Source organism: Phormidesmis sp. 146-12, assembly GCF_052939495.1.
In genome coordinates this window covers 22,586-40,412 of sequence record NZ_JBJPHS010000002.1, presented here as the reverse complement: position 1 = coordinate 40,412, position 17,827 = coordinate 22,586, and the positions used below count along the sequence as shown (strand labels likewise).

The 17,827-nt window shown below is 48.3% G+C and carries 14 protein-coding genes; 8 read left to right on the top strand and 6 right to left on the bottom strand.

Annotation, left to right across the window (positions count from 1 at the left end; all coding sequences use genetic code 11):
* Positions 1–35: 35 nt before the first annotated feature.
* Complete coding sequence (locus ACKFKF_RS01385) at positions 36–1,337, bottom strand: class I SAM-dependent methyltransferase (RefSeq protein WP_446866032.1); 1,302 nt, start codon at positions 1,335–1,337, stop codon at positions 36–38.
* Positions 1,338–1,645: 308 nt separating this feature from the next.
* Here ACKFKF_RS01385 and ACKFKF_RS01380 point away from each other — a divergent pair, with 308 nt between their 5' ends.
* The 5 genes from ACKFKF_RS01380 to ACKFKF_RS01360 all read left to right on the top strand — a co-directional run bounded on the left by ACKFKF_RS01380 (position 1,646) and on the right by ACKFKF_RS01360 (position 6,770).
* Positions 1,646–2,560 (top strand): DUF4214 domain-containing protein, encoded by a 915-nt coding sequence (locus ACKFKF_RS01380; protein WP_446856605.1) that lies wholly within the window; start codon positions 1,646–1,648, stop codon positions 2,558–2,560.
* 149 nt (positions 2,561–2,709) lie between these two features.
* Complete coding sequence (locus ACKFKF_RS01375; protein ID WP_446866031.1) at positions 2,710–3,681, top strand: GDP-mannose 4,6-dehydratase; 972 nt, start codon at positions 2,710–2,712, stop codon at positions 3,679–3,681.
* A 14-nt stretch (positions 3,682–3,695) separates the two neighbouring features.
* Entirely contained in the window at positions 3,696–4,841 is a 1,146-nt protein-coding gene (locus ACKFKF_RS01370) for a glycosyltransferase family 4 protein (protein ID WP_446866030.1), read from the top strand.
* Positions 4,842–4,856: 15 nt separating this feature from the next.
* Entirely contained in the window at positions 4,857–5,924 is a 1,068-nt protein-coding gene (locus ACKFKF_RS01365) for a glycosyltransferase family 4 protein (RefSeq protein WP_446866029.1), read from the top strand.
* Between the two features lie 489 nt (positions 5,925–6,413).
* Entirely contained in the window at positions 6,414–6,770 is a 357-nt protein-coding gene (locus tag ACKFKF_RS01360) for a hypothetical protein (protein ID WP_446866028.1), read from the top strand.
* On the opposite strand, the gene ACKFKF_RS01355 is transcribed toward ACKFKF_RS01360, so the two are convergent.
* Both ACKFKF_RS01355 and ACKFKF_RS01350 read right to left on the bottom strand, forming a co-directional pair.
* Positions 6,767–7,090, bottom strand: a complete 324-nt coding sequence (locus ACKFKF_RS01355; RefSeq protein WP_446866027.1) for a hypothetical protein — start codon at positions 7,088–7,090, stop codon at positions 6,767–6,769. The genes ACKFKF_RS01360 and ACKFKF_RS01355 overlap by 4 nt on opposite strands.
* Before the next feature lie 234 nt (positions 7,091–7,324).
* A complete protein-coding gene (locus tag ACKFKF_RS01350; protein ID WP_446866026.1) occupies positions 7,325–7,609 on the bottom strand; it encodes a DUF427 domain-containing protein in 285 nt (94 codons plus the stop codon).
* A gap of 338 nt (positions 7,610–7,947) precedes the next feature.
* Here ACKFKF_RS01350 and ACKFKF_RS01345 point away from each other — a divergent pair, with 338 nt between their 5' ends.
* The 3 genes from ACKFKF_RS01345 to ACKFKF_RS01335 all read left to right on the top strand — a co-directional run bounded on the left by ACKFKF_RS01345 (position 7,948) and on the right by ACKFKF_RS01335 (position 12,092).
* Positions 7,948–9,864 carry an AMP-dependent synthetase/ligase gene (locus ACKFKF_RS01345; RefSeq protein WP_446866025.1) on the top strand — a complete coding sequence of 639 codons (1,917 nt, stop codon included), beginning with the start codon at positions 7,948–7,950 and terminating at the stop codon, positions 9,862–9,864.
* A gap of 59 nt (positions 9,865–9,923) precedes the next feature.
* Complete coding sequence (locus ACKFKF_RS01340; RefSeq protein WP_446856597.1) at positions 9,924–10,373, top strand: YlqD family protein; 450 nt, start codon at positions 9,924–9,926, stop codon at positions 10,371–10,373.
* Between the two features lie 435 nt (positions 10,374–10,808).
* Positions 10,809–12,092, top strand: coding sequence for a dihydrolipoamide acetyltransferase family protein (locus tag ACKFKF_RS01335; protein WP_446866024.1), 1,284 nt, complete (start codon positions 10,809–10,811; stop codon positions 12,090–12,092).
* A gap of 85 nt (positions 12,093–12,177) precedes the next feature.
* Here the strand turns inward: ACKFKF_RS01335 and ACKFKF_RS01330 are convergent, their stop codons facing one another.
* From ACKFKF_RS01330 to metH, 3 genes are all read right to left on the bottom strand, one after another.
* Entirely contained in the window at positions 12,178–13,134 is a 957-nt protein-coding gene (locus tag ACKFKF_RS01330; protein ID WP_446866023.1) for a fasciclin domain-containing protein, read from the bottom strand.
* A gap of 155 nt (positions 13,135–13,289) precedes the next feature.
* Entirely contained in the window at positions 13,290–13,877 is a 588-nt protein-coding gene (locus tag ACKFKF_RS01325) for a Uma2 family endonuclease (RefSeq protein ID WP_446866022.1), read from the bottom strand.
* Between the two features lie 273 nt (positions 13,878–14,150).
* Positions 14,151–17,708, bottom strand: a complete 3,558-nt coding sequence (gene metH, locus ACKFKF_RS01320) for a methionine synthase (protein WP_446866021.1) — start codon at positions 17,706–17,708, stop codon at positions 14,151–14,153.
* Between the last annotated feature and the right edge of the window lie 119 nt (positions 17,709–17,827).

Sequence of the window (17,827 nt, the reverse complement as noted above, 5' to 3'; positions counted from 1 at the left end):
CGAAGCAACTAGCTTTATCAAATTTACGCCAATCTTTAATACTTAAACGTGGGGCGATCGCTTCCCTGTAAAGCAGCCTTCCATTTTGCATGAGTTTCGCCAGGCTTAATTCCCCAAAAGGCCACAGCGCTGGCGATCGGCTTCAAGGACTCGTAGTTAGTTTGTCGATCGACTTTGCGTAAAATTCTCATCAGAAGGGTGCGCTCTAACTTAGACAACTGACCACCGCCACAACAGTCTAAATACCACTGCATACTGCCCGATAATGCACCAAACCATTCAGTCATCTCAGCCGTCAATCCAGCGTCGGTAAATAGCTCCTCAATGCCCCAGGGTGTTGTATTAAAGAAATGATAGGGAACTGCATGGAGCGGCTGCATAAACGCTGATTCGACATAAACCAATCCTCCGGGTTTTAGCACTCGTGCAATTTCGCGGGCTGCTAGATAGGGGTCTCGCATATGTTCCATGACGGCTTGACTAAAGACCACATCAAACACTTCATTGGCAAAGGGTAGCGCATGACCATCGCCAAAGACATCCGGTAGCTCAAACGACATATACTCAAACCCGACAAAGCGCGAATCTTTAAAGCAGCGATCGCCCGACCCACAGTCTAAAACAAATGCGTCTTCTGCCAGCTTTGGCAACACCCACTCATACATTGGTGGAAAGCTGTTACCTCGATTAACCTCCGATCGAGCAAGTGAATCTGCACCTTGTTTTTGGTTAAAGCAGGCATCATACCCTGAGAAGAAAACTTGATTACCGTGGGGAGATTTGTGAGTATCCGCAGGGCGAATTTTTACAGTTTTAGATCCACTCAGGTCTTGAAAAATTGGGTAGCGTTTAATATCGCCCTTATGTTCGTCATAGAGATCGATGTATTTTTCATCTTGTCCATTAACGGTGACATAGATCGCGCCACTCCAGCTATGAGACAGACAACGAATGCCTAAATCTGTCGCATTGGTTTCAATGATAATTTCCCAATCTGTTTTGTCATCTGCAAATAAAACGCCTGCAAATCCTTCGGGAGTCCAGCCCAAATCATATCTAGACATGCCTGACGATCGAATGCTTGCATCGTGCCAGGGAACCCGCTTGTAAGTAAAATCTTCGCAGATGTGAGGCGCTGATTCTGACTGAGACACGATCGCATCCGACACCCGCAGAAAATCTAGTTTGCCAAAGCTGACCTGACCCACGGGTCGATCGCAGGACTCGCAAACCAGTGCGCCAAACTTCATCCGACCCTGAGTTGTCTCTGAAGCATTAACTTTTTTGAGCGGTGACTTACAGGTTGGACAATTAAAATGTTGAGGAACTTTTAACATGGCTGGCTCAATGACTAGATGAGGACTGTCGTAAAAGGCTTATTATGCAATATCTTGCTGGGCAAATGACTCAGAAACTGTTTGTCACCATAATCTGTAAATGAATGTTAGTGACTTAAAAGCAGCGTCTACTCCACGAGTTTTCAAAAGAAATGGCTTTCATTAGAATCAACTTGACTAAACAGTGACTTGAGAGAGCCTTTCAGCCACGATCGCTCAATTTTGTAAGTCTAATTTTGACAGAATCGGACTGTAGTATAATCTCCCCACAGCAACGCTCAAAAATAGGTTAGGAGGCTGCAAAAGCAATGATCAAGAATAAAGCATTGAGCAAACTGTCTAACCTGTTCACGCCCAAAAGCTCTAATCGAGACTTTTTAGAAAACCTCTATCAAATTGTCTTAGAAAGAAAAATCGATCCCGTGGGTCTGGTGAATTGGTCAAAACTGCTAGAGCAAGGGGTCTCTCGGCACAATTTGGTGAGAGCTATTTTAGAGTCAAATGAGTTTTCTCAAAAGGTGATGACCAGCTATCCACCAGAGTTTTGGGGTGCCGTCCACAAAGCGAGATGTGAAATGGTGCAAACCTTGCTGCCACCTGCTAAAACGATTCTAGACCTCGGTGGTGCAAACCCAGGTGACCCGATCGGGGCGCTGCTCAGTTTTGGGTATCCCTACTCGCCCGAAAAGCTCACGATCATTGATTTGCCGCCCGATCAGCGCATCATTCCTTCGGTGGAGACGGAGACTAAATTCAATCACAACGGTTGCGAGATTGAATACATTTACACGCAGATGTCTGATTTAGGATCGTTTGCAGAAGGTTCGTTTGATCTGGTGTGGTCAGGAGAATCGATCGAGCATGTCAGCCGAGAAGATGCTCACTTGATCTTTTCGCAAGTTTACAAGCTGTTAAAGCCGGATGGAGTCTTTGCGCTAGATACCCCCAATCGCAGAATCACTCAACTTCAAAATCCCTACGGATTTATTCATCCTGAGCATAAATTGGAATATTACTATGACGATTTGATCGAAATGCTAGAACAGCATCACTTCAAGATTATTCAAACCAAAGGCATTGCTGAATTTTCTAAATCTGCTCAAGCCGAACGGTTTATTTCGGAAGAAATCTTTGCCGAATCGGGTCTTAACGATAATCCACGCAATTCTTATTTGTACTACGTCGCCTGTACGCGCCAAGAAAATGAGCGAATTGAGGACTAAGGAACGTTTGGATTTTGATTACACGATCTTCAAAAACAACCAGAGTTGGCGAAACCTTCTTTCTCAAGTGTCAATTTGGCGACTCATGGCTGCATCTGAATCTAAGATTGAACAAATTCACTCTACTGTAAGAATGGCAGTCTTGATACATGCATAAAAGAGCACTCGTTACAGGATTGACAGGGCAGGACGGTTCTTATCTTGCCGAACTTCTGCTTTCCAAGGGTTACGAAGTTTTTGGTCTGGTGCGCCGATCGAGTTCTGGCAATGTCGATCGCATCAGTCATCTTTCGGGCGAGGTGAAGATTCTCTCTGGCGATCTGCTCGATCAGTGTTCACTCATGGACGCGATCATGCAGGCCCAACCAAACGAAATCTATAACTTAGCCTCTCAAAGCTACGTGCCTCTATCGTGGACTCAACCCGCGCTCACGGCTGAATACACTGCTTTGGGCGTGTCTCGACTCTTAGAATCGATTCGCCGCTGTTATCCAAACGCTCGGTTTTATCAAGCGTCGAGCAGTGAGGTGTTTGGGCAACCCGATGAGTCGCCTCAGACTGAGCGCACGGCCTTTCGACCACGAAATCCCTATGGGGTTGCTAAAGCTTACGCGCACTGGATGACGATCAACTATCGCCAACAATACGGGCTGTATACCTGCTGCGGTATTACGTACACCCATGAGTCGCCTCGACGCGGTACGGAGTTTGTGTTTCGCAAGATCACCCGTGGAGCTGCTCTGATCAAGTTGGGGTTGGCCAATGAGTTAAAGTTAGGCAATCTCGATGCCCAGCGCGATTGGTGCTATGCCAAAGATGCCGTCAGCGCCATGTGGTTGATGCTGCAACAAGACCAACCGGACGACTACATCATCGCCAGTGGGGAAACGCATTCGGTGCGCGAGTTGGTCGAGTGTGCGTTCAAATCGGTGGGGCTGACGTGGCAAGATTATGTGTCGGTTGACCCGTCGTTTTATCGCCCGGATGAATCGGTGCAGCTTGTTGGCTCGATCAACAAGATTCGCAAGCAGCTAGACTGGCAACCTGAATATTCGTTTGAACAATTAGTCGAACTGTTGGTTGACCACGATCTGAAAGAACTGAGCGATCGCAAGCCCTAAATTGAGACGTTGGAATGTTGAAAATTGCGATCGATGCGACTCCCATTTTGCCCAAACCCAGCGGCATTGGCTTGTATGTGGCTAACTTGGTTGAGGCATTGGGTGAGCTACGATCGCAAGACTCTTTTGAATTAACGCTTATCTATCAACCAGGGTTAAAGAATTGGTTACAAGGAAATTTGTCGTTTCCGGAGTATTTGCGGGAGTATTCAAATCTGCGATCGTTTCCCATTCCGGTTCGGTTGTCTAATCTATTGATTCAGTTTCCTGGGTTGTTTTTGCCTCAAGTTGAACGATCTTTTGGCGCTCCAGATATTGTGCATGGCACGAACTACACGGTGTTTCCATTTCGGTATTCTCGAAAAGTAATGACGATCTATGATCTAACATTTGTTCGGTATCCGGAGTATGCAAATTCAACCGTTAAAGCGTATACAAATCGGGTGCAGCGCTGTCTACAGTGGACTGATTTAGTTTTAACGATTTCTGAAAGTTCTAAACAAGATATTGTTCGATTTTTGGGTGTCAAGCCTGAGAAAGTTGTCGTGACTCCTTTAGCCAGTCGATACCGTTCAGACACGGCTGTTGAATCTGAGAAGTTTGTTGAATACGACTTTTCAAAACCCTATATTTTGTTCGTCAGTACGATCGAGCCGCGCAAAAATATTATTAATCTGATTGCAGCGTTTGATCAGTTAAAGAAAAAACATCGACTTGATCATCAGCTTGTCTTGATTGGTCAAAAAGGCTGGCTATATGAAGAAATCTTTGAGCGAATTGCTCGATCGCCCTACCAAAACTCGATTCATCATCTCAGCTATTTGTCCGATCGCTCAGTGGCTTTGTTTTATTCTAGGGCAGATGTTTTTGTGTATCCCTCTCACTATGAAGGGTTTGGGTTACCTGTGTTAGAAGCGATGACGTTGGGTGCGCCTGTGGTTGCGGCGAATGCGTCCTCGTTGCCAGAAGTTGCGGGGGATGCGGCGATTTTGATCAATCCTGAAGATGTAAGTGAGCTTGCCGAAGCGATTTTGCAAGTCGTTAGTAATCCTCAACTGCGCGATCGCTTGATTCAAAAAGGTAAGGTGCAATCGCAGCAATACTCCTGGGAAAATACTGCAAAAGCGACTCTGAATGCTTATAAACTTCTAATGTCGTGATGGTTTACAAGAATTTTGTCTAGTCAGTTACTCATCAACTTATCTTTTTTGGCGACCAAGCCCACAGGTCACACAATCTATGCAAAAAATTTGGTTTCTCAGCTTCAATCTTTAGAGCCGACGTTGTTAAGTCCGCAGCAGTTTTCTGGATTTAAGCATTACTCAATTCCGGGGAATATGACTCCTGATCAAGGCAGCAAAGGTCACTTTTCTCGATTGGTTTGGACTCAATTTCAACTCCCCAAACTTTATCAAAAACTTCAGGGAAATCTATTATTTTCTCCGATTCCTGAAGCGCCTTTGTTTTCAAACTGTCGATCGATTGTTACGCTTCACGATTTAATTCCTCTAAAGTTTCCTCGGTGGTCTTCTCCGCTAACCCCTTATTTCAAATACTATATTCCTCAAGTTTTGGGTCAGGCAAAACAGATTATCTGTGACTCAGAAGCGACGGCAAATGATGCTGCACATTATTATAAAATTCCGGTTCAAAAAATGACGATCGTGCCTTTAGCGTACGATTCCAGTCACTTTCAATGTCTCAATTTGCCGATTCAAAATTACTTCTTATATATCGGTCGTCACGACGCTTATAAAAATTTGCAGCGAGTCATTCAAGCCTTTTCAACGCTGCAAACAGACGCTCAGATGTGGATTGCTGGGCCCAGCGATCGCCGCCATACACCCGTTCTCACGGCTCAAATTGAAGCATTGGGTTTGACCGATCGCGTTAAATTCTTGAGTTATGTTCCTTATGCTGAGTTGCCGACGGTGATCAATCAGGCGATCGCGCTCGTGTTTCCCAGTTTGTGTGAAGGGTTTGGCTTGCCAATTCTCGAAGCGATGGCTTGCGGAACTCCGGTGATTACGTCTAATTTGTCCTCAATGCCAGAAGTGGCGGGGGATGCAGCTTTGCTAGTTAATCCTTATGACGTGGGCGCAATTGGGGAAGCAATGGAGGCGATCGCTTCGGACTCCTCTTTGAGAAGCTGTTTGCGTCAACTGAGTCTTACCAGAGCCAGTGAGTTTAGTTGGACAAAAACAGCAGAATCTACAGCGAATGTTCTGAAACAATATCTGTAACAACATCTGTAACAATCGTCAGAAAATTTAGCTTCAATATGACTTTTGGCACAGCATGAATCTGTATTAAAAAGTTAGCCTGAGAGTATGTAGCAATCCGATTTGAGTTGCGAGATCTCGGAAAGCCCACTAAATTTCCCATTCTGGAGGACTTTAAGATGGAAAAATTCCCCAATTTTAACGTGGATTCGATGAAGTTTTTTTGCTTCGTTCTTCAGCGCTTCTGCCCCCCAACCCCCCAAAATTGGGGGACTTTAAGACAAGATTTTGGGTTCAAAGTCCCCCAATTTTGGGGGATTTAGGGGGCTGCCTGGATTAACAACCGCAGCGAAAGATTTCATCGAATTCACGTAATTTTAAGAATGATTTACGGTTCAAAGTCACCCAAACTAAAGTCCCCCAAATTTAGGGGATCTAGAGGGCGCAATCAACGTTGCATTTCACGACTAATTTAGGACTGCTATATAAAAAGCTTTGAGGTAAACTGAAATGCAATTATCCATTCAGAACGATCTCTTACACATTGATCTCAGTCTGTGGGAGCGGATTTGCGCTTTTTTCTTCAATCAAACGCTCGAGATTCCACTCGATCATATTCGACAAGTGACGATCGCAAAGCCTGACAGCAATTGGCTCGATTTGCGGATGCCAGGCACATTTTTGCCAGGTGTAATCAGAGCGGGAACTTATTACAGCGATCGCGGGCGAGAATTTTGGTATGTGCAGGAGAGCGATCACTTTCTAACCCTCGAACTTGAGGACGAATTCTACAAAAAAATTGTCTTAACGGTACGAGATAATCAGGTTTGGGCTGAGAGAATTCAACATCACTTGACTCCGGTCTAACCCCCGTTTGCCTGCTTGATTAAATACATCCGGTCGTTGCTCCACTCAGACAAGGCTTGTTTCATCAGCGCTTGATGAGCTGACACCGCATCAATGCCTCGATTGGACAGCCAGCGTCGAAACCGTCTTGGGTGGGACTGGGCAATCTTTGCTCGGCTCTTGACAGACACCCCAAACCCATTGAGATGCCCGCTCTGGCTTTGCACGATGCTAATCATCATCCAACACAAAGTCGGCAGGTGACGCGCATCTTTCCACTCATTCTCGCCTTGACTCAGAAATTGCGACAGCGCATCATAGAGGCGGAAAGTCAGTGACATTGTTTTGACTGATTTGTTTTGACTGATTTGTGTGGTTACTTCTCAGCTTAAATCATGCACTACTTCCCTCCTAGCTTCCTTTCTCGCTTTCCTGAGTTTTGTCGGTCAAGCAGGGGATGAGGGAGAACTTCGATGATCTGTTCTCCCTTTGGGGGTAATCCGCTGCGCGAGGAGGGATGAAAGGATGAATTCAAATTGTTCGCTTTGCAAGTTTTACGCCTCACTCCTCACCCTCTACTTCTCTACCTTTACCCCCTTCCAAAATGCAATGTATCCGGTGATGTTTTTGGCAGCATCTTTGGGCGTGGGGTAATACCAGGCGGCATCTTTGTTTTCTTGTCCATCGACTTCTACGGTGTAGTAGCTGGCGACTCCTTTCCAGGGACAGGTGGTATGAGTGCTGCTGTCTTTGAAGTATTCACGCTTGATCGAGTCAGCCGGAAAATATTGATTGCCTTCCACGACTTCACAACGATCGCTTTCAGCAATGACGGTTCCGTTCCAAATAGCTTTTGGCATGTTGATGTGCTGTTTTCTAAAGTAATTCACTCAAAGCCTAGCGAAGAATCGCGACTCTCAGCAAGTTTGTGAGTAGGATCGACTGTTCTCATGCTTAGTTTTCAGGGGCGATCAATTCAAGTCCTCAACTCGTTTTTGAACAGAACCCCACTCAACTATCAAGCTCAATCGATGCGTCAAATCGTTAAGAGACGATCGCTCAAATAGCCTGACTGAGACACAATGGATTCTGTCCTCAGAAGTCTCGCAACAAAAAATCTCAACGATACTGTTAAGCAAAGCGCATCGTTTACGCGATTTTACGGTCAGCTTCAAACGTTCTTTTAGGAGTTAACGCGATGAGTGCTCATTCTAGTCAGCCAGCCGTCGATTATCATGCGGTGCAATCTCTGCCAGAAGTTTGGACGATCGCCGCTCGCAACTTTGCCCAGATTCCCGCTGTCCACAACCCCCACAGCAAGCCCGCCGTCACGCTCACCTATGCCGAGCTATATCAACGGATGCAGCAGTTTGCGGCTGGGTTACAGTCATTGGGCATTTCAGCCGTCTCTTCAGAATCGATTCCGCCTCGCATTGCGCTGTTTGCGGATAACAGCCCTAACTGGCTAGTGGCTGACCAGGGAATCATGCGATCGGGCGCGGCCAATGTGGTGCGAGGCGCTCAGGCTGACCCCGATGAATTGCTATTTATTTTGAGAGATAGCGGCGCGATCGGGCTAGTGGTCGAAAATCAAGACTTGCTCAAGAAACTGCAACATGGCTTAAATGATCTGCCGATTCAGTTTGTGATTTTGCTGTCTGATGAATCCGTCGCCTCCGAAGACTCGCTCAAGATGCTCACGTTTTCTCAGGTGATGGCGCTGGGCAAAACGTTTCAACTGCAACCCGTCCACCAAACTCGTCAAACCTTAGCGACCTTGATGTACACCTCTGGCACGTCAGGAATGCCCAAAGGGGTGATGCTCAGTCACGGAAATTTGCTCCATCAGATCACAGGCGCATATGCGGTCGCCCAGCCTCAACCCGGCGAGCGCGTTCTTAGCATCCTTCCGATCTGGCACGCTTATGAGCGATCGTTTGAATATTTCGTTCTCGCCTACGGAGTCACCCAAACCTACACCAACATTCGCAGCGTCAAAAAAGATATCAAAGACTGTAGACCTCACTATATGGTCGGTGTGCCGCGCTTGTGGGAGTCGATTTACGAAGGCATTCAAAAACAGTTTCGCGACCAGCCTGCCAGCAAACAAAAGCTAGTCAAGTTCTTTCTCGACATCAGTCATCAGTATGTTGAAGCCAACCGCGTCGCCCAAAATCTGTCGCTCAAAAACCTGAATCCGTCTGCGCTTGATCGCCTGATTGCTCGGATCAAAGCGGGATCACTGTGGGTCTTTCACAAGCTAGGAGACAAACTGGTTTATCAAAAAGTGAGAGCCGGAACGGGCGGGCAGATCAAGTTTTGGGTGAGTGGGGGCGGCTCGATCGCCGATCACTTAGAAGACTTTTTTGAAATCGTGGGCATTCCTCTCATCGGTGGCTATGGCTTGACCGAAACTTCCCCGATTACTCACGCCCGTCGTCCGTGGCGAAATGTCAGAGGAGCCGATGGCGAACCGCTTCCCGATACAGAAACCCGCATCGTCGATCCCGAAACCTTCAAACCTTTACCGATAGGAAAACGGGGGCTAGTATTACTGCGCGGGCCACAAATCATGCAGGGCTACTACAACAATCCCGAAGCGACGGCAAAAGCGATCGACCCTCAAGGCTGGTTTAACTCCGGCGATTTGGGCATGGTGACCGCTGCCAACGATCTGATCATTACGGGGCGCGCCAAAGATACGATCGTCCTCACCAACGGCGAAAACATTGAACCGCAACCGATCGAGAATGCTTGTCTGCGAAGTCCCTATATTGATCAAGTGATGCTCGTCGGTCAAGACCAAAAAGTTCTGGGAGCGCTGATTGTTCCCAATGCAGAAGCCCTTGAGAAATGGGCGATCGAGCAAGGCCTCACCGACACTCATCTTTCTTCTCTAATCGCTCAGTCATCCGTCCAGGAACTCTTTCGTCTAGAAGTGAATCGATTGGTCAAAGAGCGTCCAGGCTACCGACCCGACGATCGCATCGGGCCCATGCGCTTAATTGCTGAACCGTTTACGATCGAAAATGGTCTACTCACCCAAACCTTGAAAATTCGTCGAAATGTTGTGATGGATCGCTACCAAGGTATCATTGACGAGATGTTTGTTTGACAGACGGGATCGTTCTTCGACAGCAAGATTTCTTTACTCACGCTTAACTTACAGTATCTATGGATGTCTCAAAGTCTCATCTGCTCTTGCAGCGAAACGTCAACGTCAAGGCGATCGTCACGCCCCGTTGGAAGGATGAAGCCCAACAACAACTCCAGACACAACTCAATCAAATTGATACTCAGTTGCAGCAGTTAGAGATGCAGTTGCAGCAGGTTGTCTCTGAGATTCAACGGCAAACCATTCAACCGCCTGGCCCCGAAACGATTCAGCAGATCGAAAATATTAAGGTGCAGTTTAATCAAAGAAAAAGTGAGCTTTTGGAGCAAAAGAATCAGATTCTTCAGCAGCTTCAGCAAGTTCAAATGCTCGACTTAGATCAAGAAGTTAGCCAGGGACAGGTCAACAGCATTTTTCGCATCGAAGCAGGCGACAATTTGATCGAAAAAATGAACGTTGAAATTTTGCTGCGCGATGGCATCGTCGAAGAAATTCGCGGCGACGTTTAGAATCATAAATTAAGTAAATCGTGATCTGTAGGGTGTGTTGAGCCTTGAAACGCACTGCCACCGATCGAGTTTGGTGCGTCTCGCGATCGCCCGACATACCCACAGATCTTTGGTTTTGTTCAATCCACAGCCCCTGGCGTTTCAATAGAGTGCTGTGAAGGGCGTAAAATTCGTTGAGCCAGGGTGTGTTACAACGCACGGTTTTTGAGGGGAAAAATGCTTTACGCTGGCACGCAACCCTGTCCAGTCAATGCGACTCCTTGCAGGTATCTCGAAGAGGTCGTGGTTTCTAGTCTCAAAAACGGTTCAAAACCCACAAGCCTCAAAAATGCCCAAGTTGTCCCCAATCCGATAAAATTTAATCTGCAAGTTTGCGTGCAAACGCCCCCACTCCCCCCAGCGAGTCGCTAACCCCTCTGACCCGGACACCCCGCAATGATTAACGAAATCTTCATGCCTGCGCTCAGTTCTACGATGACCGAAGGAAAAATTGTTTCCTGGGTCAAATCTCCCGGCGACAAAATCGAGAAGGGCGAAACGGTCGTCGTGGTCGAGTCTGACAAAGCAGATATGGATGTGGAGTCTTTTTATGAAGGCTACCTGGCTGTCATCGTCACACCTGCGGGTGAATCAGCCCCGGTGGGAATGGCGATCGCGCTGATTGCAGAAACCGAAGCCGAAATCGAAACCGCCCAACAGCAAGCCGAAAGCCCCGCCGCTGTCTCTGCCCCTGCGGCCGCCACGACTCAAGCGAGACAAGAAGCCGTCGCTGTCTCATCCCCCCCCACTGCCACAAATGGCAACAGCCCGATTCGCGAAAACGGTCGGATCGTCGCGTCGCCCCGCGCTAAGAAGTTAGCTAAGGATTTGAAGGTAGACTTGACGACGCTGAGAGGCAGCGGCCCCTACGGTCGGATCGTCGCCGAAGATGTCGAAGCAGCCGTTGGCAAGGTTGCGCCTGCTCCGACGGTTGTCCCGACTGCTGCACCCGTCGCACCTGCGGTCAAAAAAGCGCCTGTTGCGCCTGCTCCAATTCCCCTCCAGCCCGGACAAACCACACCGATGACCACGCTGCAAAATGCGGTTGTGCGATCGATGTTGAGCAGTCTGGAGGTGCCGACTTTTCATGTGGGATACACGATCACGACGGATGGACTGGACAAACTCTACAAACAACTTAAGTCAAAGGGCGTGACGATGACGGCCCTGTTGGCGAAAGCAGTCGCGGTCACGTTGCAAAAGCATCCATTGCTCTATGCGAGTTACGTTGATCAGGGCATTCGTCAAAATGGTGCAATTAACGTTGCGGTTGCCGTTTCAATGGATGATGGCGGACTGATCACGCCCGTGTTGCAAAACGCCGATCAGATGGATATTTATTCGCTGTCTCGCACCTGGAAAGATCTGGTCGATCGCGCCCGTTCTAAGCAGCTACAGCCTGATGAATACAGTTCTGGAACCTTTACGCTGTCTAATTTAGGGATGTTTGGCGTGAGTTCTTTTGATGCAATCTTGCCACCGGGCCAGGGGTCGATTTTGGCGATCGGGTCTTCTCGTCCTCAAGTCGTCGCTACAGAAGATGGGCTATTAGGAGTTAAGCGCCAAATGCAGGTGAATATTACCTGCGATCATCGAATTATTTATGGAGCCAATGCGGCCGCCTTTCTCCAGGATTTGTCAAAGCTGATTGAATCAAATTCGCAGTCTTTGACGATGTAGCTTGACTAAATGTGGTCTTGACTAAATGTAGTTCGATCAGGGAACCGATCGCTCGGTTCAATCGATTCCCCATTTTGCCTAACTTTTAGCGAATCGTTGAGCCAGAGATGGGTTGAGGAACTAGACCCACCAGACGCGACTGCACATCAGCGGGAAGAATCACGCCGTTGATCGCATGAATTACACCATTGCTGGTTTGAATGTCGGCACCCACAACAGGAGCACTTGTGAGGGCGATCGGTTCACCGATGAGCGATCGTAGTTCTCGTGACCCGACTTCATTAGACAGCACTTTGCCGCGCACGATGTGGTTTTCGAGAATTCTTACCAAGAGATCGCGGTTTTCGGGCTGCACGAGTGCCTTAAAAGTGCCTTGAGGTAAGGCCGCCAACGCTTCATCAGTTGGGGCAAAGACAGTGTAGCTACTGCTGCCATTCAATACAGTACTCAAAGCACCATTCTGATCAGCCACTCTCAACAGGGCGTTAAATAGCTCAAAAGAAGGGCTTTGACGAACGATCGCATCCAACGTCTGAGACGAAGACGACGAGGGAACTACGATGCCTTGAGGTGAGCCTGGTGAAGGTACAGGTCTTTGGACAGGGCTTTCAGGAGTCGTGTTATTGGGAGACGTGTTGGTAGGAGCATCCAGTCCGCCGGGAGCCTGGGGACGGTTTGCAGGTGTGTTGATGCCACCCGGATTGGTTTGGTCGCTGGAGCTACCAGGCGTTGTGTTGTTGGGAGACGTGTTGGTAGGAGCATCTAGCCCACCGGGAGCTTGGGGACGATTTGCAGGCGTGTTGATGCCACCCGGATTGGTTTGGTCGTTAGGAACGTTGGGTTGAGGACGCGCTGCTGGGGCTTCGCTGCCGCTGGATGGGTTGAGTTGGGAGGGTTCGTTAGGTGTTGAGTTGACGTTAGAATCTCTTCCAGTCGAGCCGCTTGAGGGAGAAGCAGATTGTGCAAACGTGGGTAGGGCAACCGCAAGGCTAAATCCCAATACCCCGATCGTGCTTGCTAGCTTTTTGAATGAGTTCTTCATCACAACTAATTATTATTCAGAACTCCTAAGACTATGACAGGGACGATCGCTCTACCTCCCTCAGCCGAGATAGTCCTAAAGTAAGGCTTTGGAACGGCACGATCGAGTCACTTGAGAAAGGCTAGAATTGACTGCTCGCTACATCAAACCTCCAATCAAGCCGGGTTGGTTTCCTGAAAAGAGATTCCTTCGTAGATTTCGGCGACGGTCATCGCGATCTCAACTGAGGTAAATTTCACAACTTCTTCAGGTAATTCATACACGCGATAGATCCATGAATTGTGGTCTGACTTAGTGTATTGCTGAACTTCTAACGCATATTGATTGATCAACACATATTCCTGAAGTTGGGGAAGCGATCGAGAGTATCTAAACTTATCGCCTTTATCATAATCTTCCGTTGACTTGGATAACACTTCGATGATTAAGCAAGGATTCTCAACGGTATCGGTACGGTTTTGATAAAGGACAGGCTCACCTTGAATCACCATCACATCGGGATACGTGAACTTGCGATGCTTGGGAATCCACAACCGGACATCGCTAGAGAAGAATCGATAGCCCTTGCCCCGTAGCTTAGACTTCAAGATCCATAAATTGGTGATAATCTCATTGTGATTGAGTGAGCCGCCTGTCATGGGAATGATTTCTCCGTCTTGATACTCACTTTTGTATTCAGCCTGTTCTTCACGAGAGAGATACTCTTCTGGGCTGTAGCGTTTTTCGACTTCTGTGGCTTGCATAAGATCTACCAACGATCGATTTCCTAAATAATAAGCGAGATGCAATTGCTCACACCTCGCTGAATTGGTAATGGGTTAATTAGACCTCCTACGCGAATCTGGAAACGCCCCCTAAATCCCCCACAAGTGAGGGACTTTGAGCCAAGACTTGCGGTTTCAAAGTCCCCCAGAATGGGGGATTTAGGGGGCACAAGCCGACCCAAACGGAGCAAGACCTAAGCGGCAGGTGACATCGAAAATTCTATTCATGCAGGAGGTCTATTGAATTGAAGCCTACGCGCTAAAGTACTTTGCCGCAGGGTGATAGGCAATGATTGCCGTTGTGGATTGTTCTGGGTAGAGTTGTTCGCTTTCATCCATGTGTAGATGGAGGCGATCGGCTCCCAGCAGATCTAACAACTTGTACTGATCCTGAATGTTGGGACAGGCGGGATAGCCAAAACTATAGCGAGAGCCTTGATAGCGTTGGGCCAGCATGTCGCGAATGTTGTTGGGGTCTTCTGATGCAAAGCCTAACTCTCGACGAATTCGGGCATGGAGCCATTCGGCTAGGGCTTCCGCCATTGAGACGGCCATCCCGTGGAAGTAGAGATAGTCGGTGTAGTTGTTGGCTTCAAACAGCGTCTTGGCAAATTCGGTCGCAATCTCGCCCATTGTTACCGCTTGCATCGGAAAGACATCGATTTGACCCGATTCTTTAGACGCAAAAAAGTCAGCAATGCAGAAACGACGCAGCGATCGTTGCCTCGGAAACTTAAACTCCGCTACAACATTCTTGGCTGTCTCCGAATCATATAAATAAAGCGAATTGCCTTCTGATTGACAGGGGAAGTAGCCGTAAACGGCTTGAGGATGCAGTAAGTTTTCTTCGACAATGCGCCGCTTCCAGGTTTCTAGAATGGGATACGCTTTGTCGGCTAAAAACTGGTCGTATTCCTCACGAGTTTGTTCACGCGGTTTGCGAAATTGCCACTGTCCTGCAATCAGGGCTTGCAAATCTAAGTGCCAGAACAAATCTTGCCAGGGAATGTCAGACGGTTGCAGAATTTGGGTGCCCCAAAAGGGAGGCGTGGGACGGGGGATCTGGGGATCGATCGACTGCGATCGAGTGGTGTCTTCTTCGGAGTGAGGAGTGAGGGGTGAGGGGTGAGGGGTGGGTTCTTCGGGTTCGGGTTCGACGACTGAGAAGAGAGAAGCGTCGCCGTTTAAGAAGCCTTTAAGATCGTCCCATTCGGCGTTCTCTTTGGCGGGCATTAGCTTGTCCATGAAGTGTAGATCTGAGAAGGCATCCTTCCCATATACCACTTTGCCTTTGTATGTTTTTTGGCAATCGTCGTGGACAAACTTGGGTGTGAGCGCTGCGCCTCCTAGAATGACGGGAACAGTGATTCCTTTTTCGTTGAAGACGGCGAGATTTTCTTTCATGAAGGCGGTTGATTTGACGAGTAAGCCGCTCATCGCGATGCAATCCACTTTGTGTTCTAAATAGGCATCAATGATGTTATCCACGGGCTGTTTAATTCCCAGGTTGATCACTTTGTAGCCGTTGTTCGTCAGAATGATATCGACGAGATTCTTACCAATGTCGTGAACGTCTCCCTTCACCGTTGCGATTAGGAAAACACCCTTCGATCGCCCCGCTTCCTTCTTCTCCATCAATGGCTCTAAGAAAGCGACGGCAGACTTCATCGTCTCGGCAGATTGCAGCACAAAGGGCAGTTGCATTTGACCAGAGCCAAACAGTTCACCAACGATCTTCATGCCGTCCAGTAGGTAGACGTTGATGATTTCTAGCGGCGGATACTTTTCTAGAGCAACTTTGAGCGCGTCTTCGAGTCCGATGCGTTCGCCGTCGATGATGTGGCGCTTGAGTCGTTCTTCGATCGGCAGTTTGGCATCTTCACTGCGATCGCGTTTGGTGGTTGCGCCTTCAAATAGAGTGGTCAGCTCGGATAAGGGATCAAACACGCAGATATCGCCGTCGAATTGGCGCTGATCAAAAATCAGTTGACGACAAATTTCTTGATGTTTGGGATCGATCTTGGCCAGGGGCAAAATTTTGGCCGCACTGATGATGGCGCTATCCATTCCCACCTGCATCGCTTCGTGTAAGAACATCGAATTCAACACTTGACGGGCGGCGGCATTTAGACCAAATGAAATGTTGGAAACGCCTAATGTAATGTGACAGCCCGGAAGATGTTCGCGGATCATGCGAATGGAGTCGATCGTCGCCTTTCCATTCTCGCGATCTTCTTCAATCCCAGTTGAAATCGGCAACGCTAACGGATCAAAAAAGATCTCATGAGCAGGAATGCCAAATTCAACAGCCTGACGATAAGCACGTTGGGCGATCGCGAATTTCTTTTCGGCAGTTCGGGCCATACCGTCTTCGTCGATCGTTCCCACGACAACGCCTGCGCCATATTCTCTTGCCAGTTCCAACACTTTCAGAAAACGGTCTTCGCCGTCTTCGTAGTTGGTGGAATTCAACAGGCACTTACCGCCCGCAACTTTTAGCCCGGCCTCCATTTTTTCCCATTCGGTGGAGTCGAGCATCAAGGGCAGCGTGACGTTTGTGACGAGACGAGACACCAGTTCGTGCATGTCTTTGACCCCATCGCGGCCGACATAATCCACGTTCACGTCGAGAATATGTGCGCCTTCTTTGACCTGCGATCGCGCCAGTGCTACCAATCCATCCCAGTCTTCCGCATTCAATAAATCGCGACACTTTTTAGAGCCGCTGGCATTCAATCGCTCGCCGATAATCAAGAATGAATTGTCTTGTTCATACGGTTGGGCGCTGTAAATTGATGCGGCTGACGGCACGTAGTTGTAAAGCGGACGGCTAATAATTTGTCCATCAGTACGAATCGGACGTTCTTTCGGCTTTAGCGTAGTCGAGAATTCTGCGAGTTGTTGAATATGATCTGGACGAGTGCCACAGCAACCCCCAATCACTTGCACACCCAGATCTTCAACAAAGTGCATTAATGACATCCGCAGTTCCATCGGTGTCAGCTTGTAGTGCGCGTGTCCTCCGACATTTTCGGGCAAGCCTGCGTTTGGAATGCAAGACACGACAAAGGGCGATTGCGCTGATAGATACTTGATGTGTTCTGCCATGCGATCGGGCCCCGTTGCACAATTCAAGCCGAGAATGTCGATCGGAAACGGCTCCAAAATCGCCAACACGGCACTAATATCAGAGCCGACCAGCATCGTACCCTGAATTTCCATCGTCACGGAAACCATCAGAGGACGGCGATCGCCCTTCTTTTTAAACACTTCTTCGATGCCATTCAATGCTGCTTTGATTTGCAGCACGTCTTGACAAGTCTCGACCAAAAACAGATCAACTCCTCCGTCATACAGGCCCTCAGCCTGTTCGGAGAAAGCCGCCTTGAGCGTGTCGTAAGTGATGTTTCCCAGTGTCGGCAGTTTGGTGCCAGGGCCGATCGAGCCTGCGACAAATCGCGGTTTCTCAGGAGTCGAAAACTCATCCGCCACTCGTCTCGCAAGTTCTGCGGCGGCTTTACTCAAGTCGTAGGCCTTGTCCGCCAAATCGTACTCAGCCAAGACAAACGAACTACTCCCAAACGTATCCGTCTCGATTACATCCGCTCCAGCCGCCAAAAAGTCTCGATGAACTTTGGCAACGGCTTCGGGTTTAGTGTAAACGAGATATTCATTACAGCCTTCATATTCGGCTCCGCCAAAGTCTTCTGCGGTGAGGTTTTGAACTTGTAAGTTCGTCCCCATTGCACCATCAAAAACGATGACGGGTCGATCGGGGCTGTGAAGACGAGCTAGAAAAGCACTGTTCATAGGGCAGCCATACAGAAAGGACGATTGAGAAATGTACCACGGAGGTTTTTATTTCTTAACCTACTATTGTGATGAAGGTCTTCGATCGGGGAAAGTCGCCCCTGTGACAATTCATCATC